At 33.1% G+C, this 14,963-nt stretch carries 17 protein-coding genes and 1 pseudogene; 13 read left to right on the top strand and 5 right to left on the bottom strand.

Annotated features, from left to right (window positions below; translation table 11 throughout):
• The 3 genes and pseudogenes from DCO46_RS19455 to DCO46_RS19465 form a co-directional block, all read left to right on the top strand.
• Positions 1-262, top strand: a pseudogene (locus DCO46_RS19455) (aldose 1-epimerase family protein); the annotation flags it as partial.
• A 9-nt stretch (positions 263-271) separates the two neighbouring features.
• The gene (locus DCO46_RS19460) at positions 272-820 is read left to right on the top strand and encodes a GNAT family N-acetyltransferase (RefSeq protein ID WP_116754149.1); all 549 of its coding nucleotides are present in this window, start codon (positions 272-274) and stop codon (positions 818-820) included.
• 123 nt (positions 821-943) lie between these two features.
• Entirely contained in the window at positions 944-1,501 is a 558-nt protein-coding gene (locus tag DCO46_RS19465; protein WP_116754150.1) for a DUF3575 domain-containing protein, read from the top strand.
• A gap of 3 nt (positions 1,502-1,504) precedes the next feature.
• Here the strand turns inward: DCO46_RS19465 and DCO46_RS19470 are convergent, their stop codons facing one another.
• Both DCO46_RS19470 and DCO46_RS19475 read right to left on the bottom strand, forming a co-directional pair.
• The gene (locus tag DCO46_RS19470) at positions 1,505-1,723 is read right to left on the bottom strand and encodes a VF530 family DNA-binding protein (RefSeq protein ID WP_116754151.1); all 219 of its coding nucleotides are present in this window, start codon (positions 1,721-1,723) and stop codon (positions 1,505-1,507) included.
• 100 nt (positions 1,724-1,823) lie between these two features.
• Positions 1,824-2,450: an outer membrane beta-barrel protein gene (locus tag DCO46_RS19475; RefSeq protein ID WP_116754152.1), complete on the bottom strand. Its 627-nt coding sequence runs from the start codon at positions 2,448-2,450 to the stop codon at positions 1,824-1,826.
• 138 nt (positions 2,451-2,588) lie between these two features.
• Between DCO46_RS19475 and smpB the strand changes: the two genes are divergently transcribed.
• The 3 genes from smpB (at position 2,589) to DCO46_RS19490 (ending at position 4,820) form a co-directional block, all read left to right on the top strand.
• Complete coding sequence (gene smpB / locus DCO46_RS19480) at positions 2,589-3,044, top strand: SsrA-binding protein SmpB (RefSeq protein ID WP_116754153.1); 456 nt, start codon at positions 2,589-2,591, stop codon at positions 3,042-3,044.
• Between the two features lie 79 nt (positions 3,045-3,123).
• On the top strand, positions 3,124-3,762 hold the full coding sequence (locus DCO46_RS19485) for a hypothetical protein (RefSeq protein ID WP_116754154.1): 639 nt from the start codon (positions 3,124-3,126) through the stop codon (positions 3,760-3,762).
• Between the two features lie 86 nt (positions 3,763-3,848).
• Positions 3,849-4,820 carry a helix-turn-helix domain-containing protein gene (locus DCO46_RS19490; RefSeq protein ID WP_116754155.1) on the top strand — a complete coding sequence of 324 codons (972 nt, stop codon included), beginning with the start codon at positions 3,849-3,851 and terminating at the stop codon, positions 4,818-4,820.
• A 24-nt stretch (positions 4,821-4,844) separates the two neighbouring features.
• Here the strand turns inward: DCO46_RS19490 and DCO46_RS19495 are convergent, their stop codons facing one another.
• Positions 4,845-5,486 carry a protein-L-isoaspartate(D-aspartate) O-methyltransferase gene (locus tag DCO46_RS19495; protein WP_116754156.1) on the bottom strand — a complete coding sequence of 214 codons (642 nt, stop codon included), beginning with the start codon at positions 5,484-5,486 and terminating at the stop codon, positions 4,845-4,847.
• Positions 5,487-5,761: 275 nt separating this feature from the next.
• Here DCO46_RS19495 and DCO46_RS19500 point away from each other — a divergent pair, with 275 nt between their 5' ends.
• The 7 genes from DCO46_RS19500 (at position 5,762) to DCO46_RS19530 (ending at position 12,539) form a co-directional block, all read left to right on the top strand.
• A complete protein-coding gene (locus DCO46_RS19500; RefSeq protein WP_116754157.1) occupies positions 5,762-6,727 on the top strand; it encodes a Gfo/Idh/MocA family protein in 966 nt (321 codons plus the stop codon).
• An 89-nt stretch (positions 6,728-6,816) separates the two neighbouring features.
• On the top strand, positions 6,817-7,710 hold the full coding sequence (locus DCO46_RS19505; protein WP_116754158.1) for a 3-hydroxyacyl-CoA dehydrogenase family protein: 894 nt from the start codon (positions 6,817-6,819) through the stop codon (positions 7,708-7,710).
• Positions 7,711-7,722: 12 nt separating this feature from the next.
• The gene (locus DCO46_RS19510) at positions 7,723-8,382 is read left to right on the top strand and encodes a YggS family pyridoxal phosphate-dependent enzyme (RefSeq protein WP_116754159.1); all 660 of its coding nucleotides are present in this window, start codon (positions 7,723-7,725) and stop codon (positions 8,380-8,382) included.
• A gap of 66 nt (positions 8,383-8,448) precedes the next feature.
• A complete protein-coding gene (locus tag DCO46_RS19515; RefSeq protein WP_116754160.1) occupies positions 8,449-9,810 on the top strand; it encodes an exonuclease domain-containing protein in 1,362 nt (453 codons plus the stop codon).
• 30 nt (positions 9,811-9,840) lie between these two features.
• Complete coding sequence (locus DCO46_RS19520) at positions 9,841-10,680, top strand: ion transporter (protein WP_116754161.1); 840 nt, start codon at positions 9,841-9,843, stop codon at positions 10,678-10,680.
• Positions 10,681-10,834: 154 nt separating this feature from the next.
• Positions 10,835-11,752: a tRNA (adenosine(37)-N6)-dimethylallyltransferase MiaA gene (gene miaA, locus DCO46_RS19525; protein WP_116754162.1), complete on the top strand. Its 918-nt coding sequence runs from the start codon at positions 10,835-10,837 to the stop codon at positions 11,750-11,752.
• 46 nt (positions 11,753-11,798) lie between these two features.
• Positions 11,799-12,539 (top strand): acyl-[acyl-carrier-protein] thioesterase, encoded by a 741-nt coding sequence (locus DCO46_RS19530; protein WP_116754163.1) that lies wholly within the window; start codon positions 11,799-11,801, stop codon positions 12,537-12,539.
• 79 nt (positions 12,540-12,618) lie between these two features.
• Here DCO46_RS19530 and DCO46_RS19535 read toward each other — a convergent pair whose 3' ends face one another.
• The gene (locus tag DCO46_RS19535) at positions 12,619-13,335 is read right to left on the bottom strand and encodes a response regulator transcription factor (protein ID WP_116754164.1); all 717 of its coding nucleotides are present in this window, start codon (positions 13,333-13,335) and stop codon (positions 12,619-12,621) included.
• Between the two features lie 3 nt (positions 13,336-13,338).
• Positions 13,339-14,925: a sensor histidine kinase gene (locus DCO46_RS19540; protein ID WP_116754165.1), complete on the bottom strand. Its 1,587-nt coding sequence runs from the start codon at positions 14,923-14,925 to the stop codon at positions 13,339-13,341.
• Between the last annotated feature and the right edge of the window lie 38 nt (positions 14,926-14,963).

Below are 14,963 nucleotides of genomic sequence, written 5' to 3' on the forward strand. Positions count from 1 at the left end.
TGATGCATTGGTTTTTAAAACTTTAGAATCAAATTCTCTGACAATTTTAAAAAACACAACACCTTACATCAAAGTTCATTTTGATGATTTTCCGAGTTTAGGAATCTGGACAAAAGATCAGGCCCCGTTTGTCTGTATTGAACCCTGGTTTGGTTATTCAGATACGCCTGATAATTCCGGTGATTTATTCAAAAAAGAAGGGATTTTGGTTTTGGATGCCAACGAGACATTTGATGCAAAATTTAGTATTCAGATATTATAATCTATAAATATGTTAGACTTTAATTTTACTCCGTTTCCAGTTATAGAAACTGAACGTTTACTCTTAAGAAGAATTACTAATGATGATGCAAATGAAGTTTTTGAATTGCGTTCAAATCCTGAAACGATGAAATATATTCCGCGTCCGTTAGTAAAAAATAATGAAGATGCACTGGAACATATCGCAATGATTGAGGAAAAAATCATTACAAATGTTGGCATTAATTGGGGAATTACATTAAAAGGCAATCCAAAATTACTCGGGATAATTGGTTTTTACAGAATGCAGCCCGAAAATTACCGTGCAGAGATTGGCTACATGTTATCGCCTGATTTTCATGGAAAAGGGATTATACCGGAAGCCGTTAACAAGTTAATCCGATATGGATTTGATGATTTAAAGCTACATTCGATTGAAGCTGTTATTGATCCTGAAAATTTTGCATCAGAAAAAGTATTAGAAAAATGCGGTTTTATAAAAGAAGCCCACTTAAAAGAAGCTGAATTTTGGGAAGGAAAATTCTTAGACAAAGTAATTTACTCATTATTAAACAAATAAAAAATATATAACAGAAATCTCATATAAAAAAAGGTGTTTCTACAATAGTAAATTTTGTTTTGCGTTATATTTGCACCCAAAAATAAGCGAATAAGCTTATTTCTTACCACGAAAAACAATTTTATGAAAAAAGCCTTAATCCTGTTTGTTCTTTTCTTTTCTATTCAATCTCAAAGCCAGACTTATCTAAAATTTAATGCCGCGACTGCAGCTATTCTAATACCAAATATAGGAATCGAAACCAGCATTGGAGAAAAAACCACTTTTAGCGTTGATGTAATGGCCTCGTTTTGGGAATCTTTCGACGGGCATAATCCGATGAAATTCTACACCTTAACTCCTGAAGTACGTTATCATTTTAAAGAAAAATACAACGGATTTTATGTGGGTGTACATGCCGGACCAGATTTATATGAATTACAAAAGTGGAATTATTTTGATTCAAACAAATATGAGCATGGTTTTGGTTACAGATTAGGAGCGACAGTAGGTTATAATGTAAAGTTAAACGATAAATTTTTACTGGATGTTTTTGTTGGTGGTGGATGGCACCAGGGATTTTATCATGGATACTATAATGATGGAACTCCGGGACGATATGAAAAAGCCAAACACTGGAATAAAAGTGGAGAATGGCTTCCGTACAGAGGAGGCGTTATGATTTCGTATAAATTAAACTAGTTTTCAGGAAAATTTAGGAATTGATTTTATATACAATTCTTCTACTTTTTGACGTGCCCAATCTGTTTTTCTCAAAAAAGTAAGAGTTGATTTCACACTTGGATTTACAGTAAAACATTTTATTGGAATAAGTTCGCCTAAAGTATCAAAACCATAATAGTTAACTAATTTTTCTACTATAACTTTAAGTGTAATTCCGTGTAAAGGATCTTTAGATTGCATTTTCTATTTTTTAAATAATACTAAAAAGACCGTACTCTAAAAAAGTACGGTCTTTCTCTTTACAAAATTAGTGAATTGAAATTTAAATCATGAATTATGATTAGAATATAAATTTAAACCCGACAGCTAGTGGAGTTGTTAAATTAGAACCTCCAACTAAATAAGCTGAATCAACATTTGCCATATGTGCCAATCCAAAATTTGTTACAGTTGTTTTTTCTCCTTCTTCCGGTTTTATTGTTGTTGAAGTGAAATTTGCTAAATCATATGAAAATTCTACAGAGAAATTCTTAGTAACAAAATAATCAAATCCTCCTGATACAGACAGACCAACCTGATTTATTTTTGTACCACCTTCTTTTTCTTTACCAGTTATAACCGGTAAAGCCGCTTGTCCGAAGAAATAAAGAGAACCTGCAATATTCCAATATTTTCTTGCTAATGGCTGAATTACAATTAAATCTGTTTTTGCAGATGTTCCTTCATCAGAAGCAGATTTCATATTAATATACCCAAAACCTGCTCCAATTGCTACAGACGGCGTTACGAATGTACCTACAATAGGAATTACCGACATATTTGTATTTTTAACGTCTGCTGTTTTGGTTTGTTGGTAACCAAATTGTGATGTAGCAAACCACGCACCCTTAAGACCTTGACCCGATTCCTGGGCTTTTGCTGTTAAACCCATCAATACTAAACTTACTAATGTTACAATTTTTTTCATTTTTTAGTTTGTTTTAAATTATTTAACAAATTTATAAGTAAGCTTTTTTGCCAATAATGACGAAAATCATAGATTAAAAAAAATCTTTAATTATCTTTAGCCGTATTAAAGTTTTCATTTTTATCTTACATTTGCATTATGTTAAAATCAGTCAATATACTTAATAAAAGAGCTCGTTTCGATTACGAAATAATCGACACTTATACTGCCGGAATTGTTTTATCCGGAACTGAAATCAAATCGATACGATTAGGAAAAGCGAATATTACAGAAAGCTTTTGTGAATTTAGCAACCTGGAACTTTTTGCTATCAATACTTATATTGAAGAATATTCTTTTGGAAATCAATTCAACCATAAATCAAGAAGCGAGAGAAAGTTACTTTTAAATAAAAAAGAATTAAAAACACTTCATAAAAATGTTCAGGCAAAAGGTCTGACCATTGTTCCTTTAAAATTATTTACAAATGAAAAAGGACTGGCAAAACTTCAGATTGGTCTTTGTAAAGGAAAAAAGAATTACGATAAACGTGAATCGCTAAAAGAGCAGGATACAAAACGAGATCTGGACAGAATTAAAAAAGCGTATAATTAAAATCAAAAACACATAACAAGCTGTTTTATAATATTTTATACTTAAATTTACTATTAGTATTAATTTAAAGTATAAAATCATGAATAGATATACCCTTTTGTTAATTACTCTGATTTTCTTAAGCTGCAGCAGCAATACATCAATTGTAAGCAGTTGGAGAGATCCTAAAATTACTGTAGCACAGGAAGAATTTAAAAAAGTTTTGGTTGTGGCATTAGTCAAAGATGAAGCCACCAGAAGAACTGCAGAAAACCGTATAGCATCCAGTAACCCAATCTTCAGAACCTCCTTTCAATATATGAACGGAACTACTTTGCATTTAACCAAAGAACAGCAATTAAAAATTCTTCAGGACGAAAATTTTGACGGAGTTGTTACCATGCGTCTGGTTAGCAAAGAGAAAGAAACCAATTATGTCCCGGGAACTTATACCGGAATGTATTATGGCGGTTTTGATGGTATGTATACTGGCATATACGGATATGGTTTTGGCAATTGGTACGGAATGTATTCTCCAATTTTTTATGACCCGGGTTATTATCAGGAAACTACTTCATACATGGTAGAAACTAACATTTTTTCATTAAAACAAAATAAATTAATCTGGACAGGAACCACCAAATCTGAATATGTTACTGACGTCGGACAAACGGTGGATGCAATTATGCAGGCAGTTGTAAAAGAAATGAGAAAAGACGGCTCACTTCCCCCAAAATAAAATATTCTAAAGCAACGTTTTCTTTTACGCTGCTTTTTTTATATCAACAAAATTGACTAAAATTGTCAAGACTAAAATTTTCATCAATGAAATCTCTTTTAAAAAACGCCAGAGAACAAAAAGGGTTTAAGACAAGAGAACTGGCGCAACTCGCAGATATCGATCAGGCATTAATCAGCAAATTTGAATCAGGAACAAGAAAACCTACTAAGGATCAAATTTCTAAATTAGCACAGCTTTTGGAAATCGATTATGAGACACTTATGGTAGCGTGGCTCAAAGAAAAAATTCTTTATGAGATTGGAGATGAAGAATTTGCTCTCAAAGCTATACTTCTGGCTGAACAGGAAATCCAAAATAATAAGAAAAAAATCAATTCCGCAATTTTATCATCTTTCCAGTCAATTTTAGACGAGATCGAAGTCTACAAAAGCCAAATACAATCTTTGAACCACTTCGAATTACGAAAAATTTCTAAAACTTTAGAATCAGAATTTATTTTTAAAAGTATTCGTTTAAGTGCAAATTCGCTAACATTAGAAGAAACCAAATCGGTTATAAACGAGGGATTGACCATTTCCGGAAAAAGTATGCAGGAACACATGGAAGCAATTAATTTTCACGAAACATTGATTTACCTTAAAGATTTAGTTCAGAAAAAAATAAATGTAAATGAGAAGGAACTCCTTGTCTTTCACAACTTAATTTTAAGAGGAAATACTAAATCAGAAAATCAGGAAAAATACAAAAACGATCCTTTGGTTATCCGGAAGATGAATTTGTTCTTTAATTGGTTTGAAACAAATAAAAACAGTTTGCATCCCATAATTTTAGCATCAGAATGTTATCTTAAACTATTAGAAATAAATCCTTTCGAAAAAGGAAATTTACAAATAGCCAATTTAATTTTAAACTGGATTTTATCACTGCATAATTATCTCTTTACTACTGTCGAAGAGAATGATCAAAACAGGGATGACAAATCAGTTTTTACAAATTATATTCTTCAAACACAAAAAGTAAATTTAATTCGGGCAATAGGCTTAGTTTCAAAATAAAGCTCATTTAAAATGGGCTTTATCTTAATTTTTATCTTCTAATAAAGGAACAAACCTGAATTCTCCAAACTCATGTTTTTCAAATTGGGTTTCATTTTTACGAATTAACAGTGTCATAATCTGAACATCTTCTCCAAGCGGAATAACTAACCTTCCTCCTATTTTTAACTGTGCCATTAAAGGCTGAGGAATAAAAGGCGCACCTGCCGTAACTATAATACTGTCAAACGGTGCGTGATTAGGTAACCCCTTATAGCCATCTCCAAAAGAAAGATGCTTAGGACGAATATTTAGTTTTGGAAATAAATTAGAAGTGGCTTTAAACAATTCATTTTGCCTTTCTACGCTATATACTTTAGCGCCAAGCATAAACAAAACGGCAGTCTGATAACCGGAACCTGTACCGATTTCCAGTACTTTATGATCTTTTTTGACTTCTAATAATTGTGATTGAAATGCAACCGTGTAAGGTTGTGAAATTGTCTGTCCTGCTCCTATCGGAAATGCTTTATCCTGATAAGCATAATCTTCAAAACTCGAATTCAGAAAGAGATGTCTTGGAATTTTTTTTATCGCCTCCAACACAGCTCTGTCAGTAATTCCTTTTTGTTCTAAAGTGCTTACTAATTGATTACGAAGTCCTTGATGTTTGGCAGTATCTTTCAAAATGAGTAGGTTTTATTTTGGCAAAAGTAAGAAAACAAATTATCAATTATCAAGTACTTTTAATCAATTTAATCTCTATTTTTGGTCAGAAACATAATTTTAAAAATACCCGCATTTGCAATCTGTTTTTTAGAGCAAAGCTTTTAAAAAATTATTAGAATAAGAAAGCTGATTAAATTCATGTATTGTTTTTTAGTTATCAAATCGCTAAATCTTTACTGCATTCATTTTCACTTTCGACAAATAAATTATATTTTTGTTTAAAATACATTCTCATGTTAAAAGTAGGAGTTTTAGGTGCTGGTCATCTTGGTAAAATACATTTACGTTTATTACAACAATCTGACAAATACGAATTAGTTGGATTTTACGACGAAAATCAGGAAAATGCCGAAAGAATTTCAAAAGAGTTTGGCTATAAAAACTTCAGTACCATTGCAAAATTGATTCACGCTGTCGATGTTATCGATATCGTCACTCCGACACTTTCCCACTACAAATGTGCAAAAGTGGCAATCAAATCAGGAAAACATATCTTCATAGAAAAACCTATTGCCAATACAGTCGAAGAAGCTGAAGAAATTATCGCACTGGCTAAAGAATACAATGTAAAAGGTCAGGTTGGCCATGTTGAGCGTTTTAATCCCGCTTTTATCGCAACCAAAAACATGATCGAAAATCCGATGTTTATAGAAACACATCGTTTGGCCGAATTTAATCCGCGCGGAACAGACGTTCCTGTTGTTTTAGATTTGATGATTCATGACATTGATGCTATTTTAAGTGTAGTAAATTCAAAAGTAAAACATATTGACGCAAGTGGCGTTTCTGTAATTAGTGATACTCCGGACATTGCAAATGCACGAATTGAATTTGAAAGTGGCTGCGTTGCAAACCTGACAGCAAGCAGAATTTCTTTGAAAAACATGCGTAAAACACGTTTTTTTCAAAAAGATGCTTATATCTCAGTTGACTTTTTAGAGAAAAAATGCGAAGTTGTTCGCATGAAAGACGCTCCGGAAGTTCCGGGAGATTTTGATATGATTCTTCAAAATGCCGAAGGTGTCAAAAAACAAATCTACTTTACCAATCCGGATATTGAACAAAACAACGCAATTCTCGACGAATTAGAATCGTTTGCAAATGCAATCAAAACAGATACAACTCCGGTGGTTACACTGGAACAAGCTACAGATGCATTACGAGTAGCTTATCAGATTATTGATTGTTTCAAAAAATAAACAAAACATATCTTATATTTTTTAAGGTTTAAAGCTGGCAAAAAAGCCTCTTTAAACCTTAACTTTTAAAAACAAAATACCTAATTTAAATGAAAACTATAGCTGTAATTGGAGCAGGAACAATGGGTAACGGAATTGCGCACACTTTTGCCCAAAGTGGTTTTACCGTAAAACTAATTGACGTTTCAGAAAAATCATTAGACAAAGGAATGGCAACTATTGCCGCAAACCTTGACAGAATGCTGTCTAAAGGGACTATTACACAGGAAGAAGTGGCAAAAACAATTACCAATATTATTACATATACAGATATTAAAGACGGTGTTGTTGGTGTTGATTTAGTAGTTGAAGCAGCAACTGAAAATGTAGAATTAAAATTGAATATTTTCAAACAATTAAACGAAGCCTGTTCTCATAATACTATCTTAGCAACAAATACCTCGTCTATTTCAATTACACAAATTGGAGCCGTGGTGGCACATCCTGAGCGCGTTATCGGAATGCATTTCATGAATCCGGTGCCAATTATGAAATTGGTTGAAATTATTCGTGGTTACAACACCAGCGATGAAGTAACCAAAATTGTTATGGATTTATCTGAGAAATTAGGTAAAGTTCCGGTTGAAGTAAACGATTATCCAGGTTTTGTAGCAAACAGAATTTTAATGCCTATGCTAAACGAGGCTATTGAAACGTTATATAATAAAGTTGCCGGAGTTTATGAAATTGATACGGTGATGAAATTAGGAATGGGACATCCGATGGGGCCTCTTCAACTAGCTGATTTCATTGGGCTTGATGTTTGTCTTGCTATCCTGAACGTTATGTATGACGGATTCAAAAACCCAAAATATGCGCCTTGCCCATTATTGGTAAATATGGTTCGCGCAGGAAAATTAGGAGTCAAATCCGGTGAAGGTTTTTACGATTACAGCGAAAGTAAAAAGGCAGAGAAAATCTCTAAGCAATTTATTCTTTCATAAAAAGAAAATATCATGTCGATTCAATCGAATTTAAATACAATCAGGGAAAGTCTGCCTGAACAGATAACCCTTGTTGCTGTTTCAAAAACAAAACCTGTTTCTGATTTAATGGAGGCTTATGAAGCGGGTCAGCGCATTTTTGGAGAAAACAAAATCCAGGAAATGACCGATAAATGGGAACAAATGCCAAAAGACATTCAATGGCATATGATTGGTCATGTTCAGTCCAATAAAGTTAAATTTATGGCTCCGTTTGTAAATTTGATCCATGGCGTTGACAGCCTGAAGTTATTGCAGGAAATTAATAAACAGGCTTTAAAAAATAACCGAACTATAGATTGCCTTCTTCAGATTTATATTGCTGAAGAAGAATCAAAATTTGGTTTAGATGAAAATGAATTAAACGAACTTTTAACTTCTGTTGAGTTCAAAGAGTTGAAAAATATTCGTATCTTAGGTTTAATGGGGATGGCAACCTTTACCGAAGACCAAAACCAAATAAAAAAAGAATTTACACATTTAAAATCTATTTTTGATTCTATTAAAACGCAGGAAACTTCAAACTGTCAATTAAACACTATTTCAATGGGAATGTCCGGCGATTATCAATTGGCAATTGAATGTGGCAGTACAATGGTTCGTATTGGAAGCAGCATTTTTGGTGGAAGATAATTTATAAAATCACTTATCGTACAGACGCAATAATTTGCGTCTCTGCAAACAAACTGAATACTGAATTTGTACGCAATACTAGACATAGAAACAACTGGAGGCCAGTTTAATGAAGAAGGAATTACCGAAATAGCCATCTATAAATTTGATGGTCATGAGGTAGTTGATCAGTTCATTAGCCTTGTCAATCCCGAAATTCCGATACAGCCCTTTGTGGTTAAGCTAACCGGGATCAATAACGCTATGTTGCGTTCTGCACCCAAATTTTTTGAAGTCGCCAAGCGAATTATCGAAATTACATCCGATTGTATTATTGTAGCGCACAACGCTTCTTTTGATTACCGGATTCTTCGAACTGAATTTCGTCGTCTGGGTTATGATTTTGAAGCCAGAACACTTTGTACAGTAGAACTTGCCAAAAAACTGATTCCGGAGCAAACATCATACAGTTTAGGGAAATTAGTCCGCGCACTCGGAATCCCGATGGCAGACCGACACCGTGCCAGCGGAGACGCAATGGCAACTGTAAAGCTGTTTAAAATGCTTTTGGAAAAAGACCTGGAAAAAACAATCGTAAAAGATTTCATAAAACTGGAAGTCGAAAAAGGGATTGCTCCAAAATTATTAGATCTCGTAAATCAAATGCCGGCCAAAACTGGTATTTACTACATTTATAATGAAGCAGGCACACTGATTTACATAGGCAAAAGCCAAAATATTAAAAAGCGTATCAATCAGCATTTTACCGGAATTACAAGCAAAAGCAAAAAAATTCAGGCCGAAGTATTTACCATTACCTATGATGAAACCGGCAGCGAATTAATTGCGCTTTTAAAAGAAAGTGAAGAAGTAAAAATAAATCGTCCGAAATATAACCGTTCGCAGCGAAAAACATTTTTTCCATACGCACTGTACGCAGAAAAAGACAGCAATGGCTATCTGAACTTAAAGCTTGAAAAAGCGGATGGCAGAAAAAAAGAAATTACTTCTTATGCCAATATCCAGGAAGGAAAAAATGCTCTTTTCAGGTTAACATCCAAATATAATTTGTGCCAGAAATTAACCGGATTATATCAAACCAAAAAAGAATGTTTCCAATATAAAATTAAGGAATGTGATGGCGCCTGTATCGGTGAAATATCTGCGGAAGCATACAATACAAGGGTTAAAGAACTGATAGCGGAAAATAGTTTTGAAAACAAAAGCATGATTCTGCTTGACAGAGGAAGAAATGTAAACGAACGAAGCGCGATCTTAATCGAAAATGGGGTTTACCAGGGATATGCTTACTATGATTTGAATTATCAGATTACCAACATCGAAATCTTAAAAAACATCCTGATTCCGATGCAAAACAACCGCGATGTCAAAAATATAATTCACAATTACATCCGAAAAAGCAAAAACCTTAAAATCATTCATTTTTAATACTTACAAACTTTATGTATCTTCGTAGGAATGACAAAAAATAAATCAAAATACGAGATTTTTAGAGAAAGAGTTAAAATCATTCTTTACGGAACGAACACCATTTTAGGACGTATGTTCGATTTGGTTCTTCTGGGATTAATTTTATTAAGTGTTCTTTTGGTCATGCTTGATACCGTAGAAGGCATTAGTCACAAATACCACTCCTATTTACTTATTTGCGAATGGGTTATCACCGTTTTCTTTACAATCGAATACTTTTTACGCGTCATTTCCATTCAGAAACCAGTCAAATACATCTTCAGTTTCTATGGGATTATAGACCTTTTGGCGATATTACCCATGTATATTTCGATATTCTTTCCCGCCACAAGTGTGCTGACAATCATACGTGTACTTCGTTTTTTCAGATTGTTCAAAATTTTGCATATTCCCCAAATCTCTCATCAGTCCTTTCAGTTAAAAGAAGCACTGGAAGCCAGTAAAGAAAAAATCCTCGTTTTCATCTATTTTGTTGCTATTAGCGCCGTTATAATTGGTGCCATGATGTACGTGGTAGAAGGCAAAGAAAGTGGCTTTACCAGTATTCCGGTAGGTATCTACTGGTCGATTGTAACTTTAACAACAGTAGGATACGGAGACATATCTCCTCAAACACCGTTAGGGCAGTTTTTAGCCTCTTTAGTAATGATAATGGGTTACGGAATAATAGCCGTACCAACAGGAATTGTAACAGCCGAATTTGCCAAAAGCAGTTTAAGAAACAGCTCAGTCAGCACAAAAAAAACATGCAAAAAATGCAATTCGCAAGTACACTTTGACAACGCCAAATATTGTTACGAATGCGGAACAGAATTACCTAATAATTAATTTATGAAGCCAATCCAGCTGTACATTGCAACTCCTCATTATAGTGGTTGTTTTTTTTAAGGCATAAAAGGAGCTTCGCTGGTCGCTCTTTTACACCAAAAAAAAACTAACCACTATAATTCCGGGGTTTCCATTTCCATCCGGGCTAAAAAATATGAAATATCTAATAACCATTGTCGGACCAACAGCTATAGGAAAAACAGCCTTAAGCATAACTTTGGCACAACATTTTAACTGTGAAATTATATCCTGCGACAGTCGTCAGTTTTTCAAAGAAATGACAATCGGCACTGCTGTCCCTAATAAGGAAGAACTTGCATCTGCGCCACATCATTTTATTCAAAACAAATCAATATTCGAAAATTATACTGTTGGCGATTACGAAAAAGAAGCATTACAGAAACTCGAAGAATTACATAAAACCAACAATTTTGCTATTCTAATCGGAGGATCGGGTCTCTATGTAGATGCTATTTTAAAAGGTTTCGACGAATTTCCGGAAATTGATCCTGCAATACGGTCTGAAGTAAATTCAAATTATGAAAAACTAGGAATTGAATATCTTCAGCAACAGTTAGAAAAATTAGACCCTGATTATTATCAGAAAATAACTCTTGAAAATCCGCAAACACTACAAAATCCACAACGAATGATGCGTTTTGCAGAAGTCTGCATCGGAACAGGAAAGCCATATTCTTCCTTTTTAAATCAAAAAAAGAATAATAGAAATTTCACTCCTATTCTAATTGGATTAGATGCTGACAGAGAAATAATTTATAGCAGAATCAACCAAAGAGTTGATATTATGATGAATGAGGGACTACTCGAAGAAGCGAAGGCATTATATCCTAATAAAGCGTTAAATGCACTCCAGACTGTCGGTTACAGGGAATTATTTAGTTATTTTGACGGAGAATTCTCTTTGCCGTTTGCCATAGAAGAAATCAAGAAAAATACGCGTCGATTCTCTAAAAGACAATTAACGTGGTTCAAAAGAAACGAAAACACAAAATGGTTTGACTACGCAACACCGAAAAACGAAATAATCAGTTACATCGAATCTAAAATCTAATCCCGTTCCAAAGTTTCGGGATCGGGACTTAATTAAAAATTAAAAAATGCCAATATCTCCAAATTTCACATCAGTTTTAAGTAAAGACTGGGAAATCAATTTCACACAATGCACGCCAAACGGATATTTAAAATATACCGATTTGTGTAATTTGCTGCAATTAACTGCTGCTGCGCATTCAGAAGTTGGAGGAATAAGTTTTACAGACATGCAGGAATTTGACCAGGCATGGGTTTTAAGCAGAATGCGTGTAGAAGTTACCGCTTTACCAAAATGGCAGGATATTGTTACTGTAAAAACATGGATTAACAGTCTTGAAAACTCCCGTTCTGTCCGTGCGCTGGAAATGTATGTAAACGGAAAAAAAATAGTAGGAAGCGAAACGTTTTGGGCCGTTTTTAACACTAAAGCACGACGTCCGGAAGGCTTAGCACTTCCATACGAACATTTCGAATTATTCCCTGAAAACAGAGCAACAGTTGAAGGATTTTCTAAAATAAATGTAAATCCTGAAAAAGAATCAGTGTTTGAAAAAACAGTTTATTTGTCTGATTTAGATATTGTAAATCATGCTAATAATGTTAAGTATTTAGAATGGTGTTTAGATCATGTTGAATCTCAAAAAATCCTAAAGCAGGAAATTAAAAGCTTCGAGATGAATTTCATGAAAGAATTATCATTAGACGACAATGTCGTAATTCATGAAAGTGAAACAGAAACTGACACGACTTTTAGTATCACCAAAGATGATAAAACATGTTTTGCCCTACAGCTCAACTGGAAATAAAGCATTACATACAACAACAAAAAGCTCTGATTTCTCAGAGCTTTATATTTTTTATTAAGTGAAAAGTTGAATTTTATGTTTATTCAGTTACTTTGCTTTTAACAACTAATCTGAAACCTTCACCGTGAATATTTAAGATTTCTACATCTTCATCAGATTTTAAGTATTTTCTAAGTTTAGCGATGTAAACGTCCATACTTCTTGAAGTAAAGTAGTTATCATCTCTCCAGATTTTAGTTAATGCTAATTCTCTTGGCATCAAATCATTTTCATGAAGAATTAACATTTTAAGCAATTCATTTTCTTTTGGAGACAATTTGATTGGCTCTTCATCCTGGAAAGTAAGGAATCTCAATTTTGAATTCAAATGGAATTTACCAATATTAAATTCAAACTGAACCTGTTCCGCTTTTGTATCTGCAGATTTTCTTTGAATAATTGCTTTAATTTTCATTAATAAAACTTCTGAATCAAAAGGTTTATTTAAATAATCATCAGCACCAGCTTTATATCCTTTTAACACATCTTCCTTCATAGATTTTGCAGTTAAAAAAATAATAGGCACTTCGCTGTTTTTCTCTCTAATTTCTTTGGCTAAAGTGTAACCATCTTTATAAGGCATCATTACATCCAGAATGCATAAATCATATACATCTTTTTTGAATTTTTCGAAACCTTCCATACCGTTTTTAGCTAAAGTAACTTCAAAGTCATTTAACATTAGATAATCTTTAAGAACAGCGCCAAAATTTAGGTCATCTTCTACTAAAAGTATTCTTTTGTTATTATTTTCCATATTTTAATTTATTAATGGTATTTTTATTATAAAGGTGCTACCTTTTCCTTTTTCGCTTTCAACATATACTTGACCATTGTGATCCTCAACTATTCTTTTTACATAAGCAAGACCCAAACCGTGTCCTTTTACGTTATGTAAATCTCCTGTATGTTCTCTGTAAAACTTCTCAAAAACTCTTTTTTGAGCTATTTTACTCATCCCTAATCCGTGGTCTCTGACTTTTATAAGAATAACGTCTTTGACATTTTCTGTAAAAATTTCAATTTCAGGGATGTTCGGAGAATATTTTATTGCATTTTCTAAAATGTTTACAATAACATTTGTAAAATGAACTTCATTTATCAGACAAGTTGTTCTGGCAGCATTAAAATGCTTAACAACTGTTCCTTTTCTATCTTCTAAAATTAAATTTACGTGTTCAATTGCATCATCAATTATATCATGAATTACAGTTGGCTCTTTGGTAATATCTAATTCTCTTTTTTCTAATTTCGAAATTCGAAGTACATTCTCAACCTGAGCATGCATTCTTTTATTTTCATCCCTTATCATCTGCAGATATCGAAAAACTTTCTCTTTATCTTCAATAATCTTAGGATTTCTAATTGCGTCAAGTGCCAGATTAATGGTGGCAATTGGAGTTTTAAACTCATGCGTCATATTGTTTATAAAATCTGTTTTGATTTCAGAAATATGTTTTTGACGCAGTAACTGATTTAATGCACTGGTATAAGCAACTATAATAATTAATGTAAAAATTATCGATAGTATGGTGATACTTAACAGTTCAGATAATAAAAATTTCTTTTTGTGAGGAAATGTAATATACAATTCATATTTACTACTTCCTTCATTGTTCGTAAAGATGGGAACGTGGTAACTTGCATCTTTATCATAATGAAAGGCATCTGATCTTACTTTAGTTGCGAGACCGCTATTTAGAACTCCGTACTCAAATTTAGTTTTTACGCCGTATTCTTCAAGTTCTTTTTTTAGAAGTCCGTGCAATTTCTCTTTGGAGATTCTTTCTTCAAGAGGTAAAGCATCTGCAGCATCTTTTATCGATATCTCCTGCTGTACCTTGTTTAAGATATCGAGGCTGCCTGTTTTTTCAATTTTAATATCCGGTATAATACTCTGTCCCAGAACATTATTATCGATACCTGTGTTATTGTTATAAATTTCAGTAACTCTTTTAGAACTAAAATTTCTAAATCTTTCACTGCTGAATTTTTTATTAAACAGTGAAGCATCCATATCATAATCCTCAGCTGTCAGCGTATTGGTGTATACAATAGTTTTATTTGTTTTTTTATTTCTCTGAACAAACAGAACCTGAAGCAGATCTTCTTTTTTTGGAATTTTACCTGTACTGTCCTTTATTTTATTTACCTCATTGGCAAAGCTGTACAATTCTTGTTTTTCAAGCTTATCGGCAACATTTCCAATTACTTGTGTAACGTGGTATTTAAACTGTTCGTCATTATTTTTAAAAGACGAGTTGAACCAATATACCTGAACCAGAATTATCCCTATTAAGGACAAGCTCATTAGTAAAACAAGTATTCTAAAAAATAATTTATTCATCGAAACAAAATTAATATTTTAACAATCTACTAAATAAT

The organism is Flavobacterium sp. HTF (assembly GCF_003105115.1).
Taxonomy (GTDB): Bacteria; Bacteroidota; Bacteroidia; order Flavobacteriales; family Flavobacteriaceae; genus Flavobacterium.

What these genes read in the sequence shown, in the direction of transcription:
- DCO46_RS19490 (WP_116754155.1), top strand. Translation starts at nt 3,849, where the DNA reads ATGAAATCTCTTTTAAAAAACGCCAGAGAACAAAAAGGGTTTAAGACA.
- DCO46_RS19540 (WP_116754165.1), bottom strand. Translation starts at nt 14,925, where the DNA reads ATGAATAAATTATTTTTTAGAATACTTGTTTTACTAATGAGCTTGTCC.
- DCO46_RS19465 (WP_116754150.1), top strand. Translation starts at nt 944, where the DNA reads ATGAAAAAAGCCTTAATCCTGTTTGTTCTTTTCTTTTCTATTCAATCT.
- DCO46_RS19460 (WP_116754149.1), top strand. Translation starts at nt 272, where the DNA reads ATGTTAGACTTTAATTTTACTCCGTTTCCAGTTATAGAAACTGAACGT.
- DCO46_RS19520 (WP_116754161.1), top strand. Translation starts at nt 9,841, where the DNA reads ATGACAAAAAATAAATCAAAATACGAGATTTTTAGAGAAAGAGTTAAA.
- DCO46_RS19470 (WP_116754151.1), bottom strand. Translation starts at nt 1,723, where the DNA reads ATGCAATCTAAAGATCCTTTACACGGAATTACACTTAAAGTTATAGTA.
- smpB (WP_116754153.1), top strand. Translation starts at nt 2,589, where the DNA reads ATGTTAAAATCAGTCAATATACTTAATAAAAGAGCTCGTTTCGATTAC.
- DCO46_RS19485 (WP_116754154.1), top strand. Translation starts at nt 3,124, where the DNA reads ATGAATAGATATACCCTTTTGTTAATTACTCTGATTTTCTTAAGCTGC.
- DCO46_RS19530 (WP_116754163.1), top strand. Translation starts at nt 11,799, where the DNA reads ATGCCAATATCTCCAAATTTCACATCAGTTTTAAGTAAAGACTGGGAA.
- DCO46_RS19535 (WP_116754164.1), bottom strand. Translation starts at nt 13,335, where the DNA reads ATGGAAAATAATAACAAAAGAATACTTTTAGTAGAAGATGACCTAAAT.
- DCO46_RS19505 (WP_116754158.1), top strand. Translation starts at nt 6,817, where the DNA reads ATGAAAACTATAGCTGTAATTGGAGCAGGAACAATGGGTAACGGAATT.
- DCO46_RS19510 (WP_116754159.1), top strand. Translation starts at nt 7,723, where the DNA reads ATGTCGATTCAATCGAATTTAAATACAATCAGGGAAAGTCTGCCTGAA.
- DCO46_RS19475 (WP_116754152.1), bottom strand. Translation starts at nt 2,450, where the DNA reads ATGAAAAAAATTGTAACATTAGTAAGTTTAGTATTGATGGGTTTAACA.
- DCO46_RS19500 (WP_116754157.1), top strand. Translation starts at nt 5,762, where the DNA reads ATGTTAAAAGTAGGAGTTTTAGGTGCTGGTCATCTTGGTAAAATACAT.
- miaA (WP_116754162.1), top strand. Translation starts at nt 10,835, where the DNA reads ATGAAATATCTAATAACCATTGTCGGACCAACAGCTATAGGAAAAACA.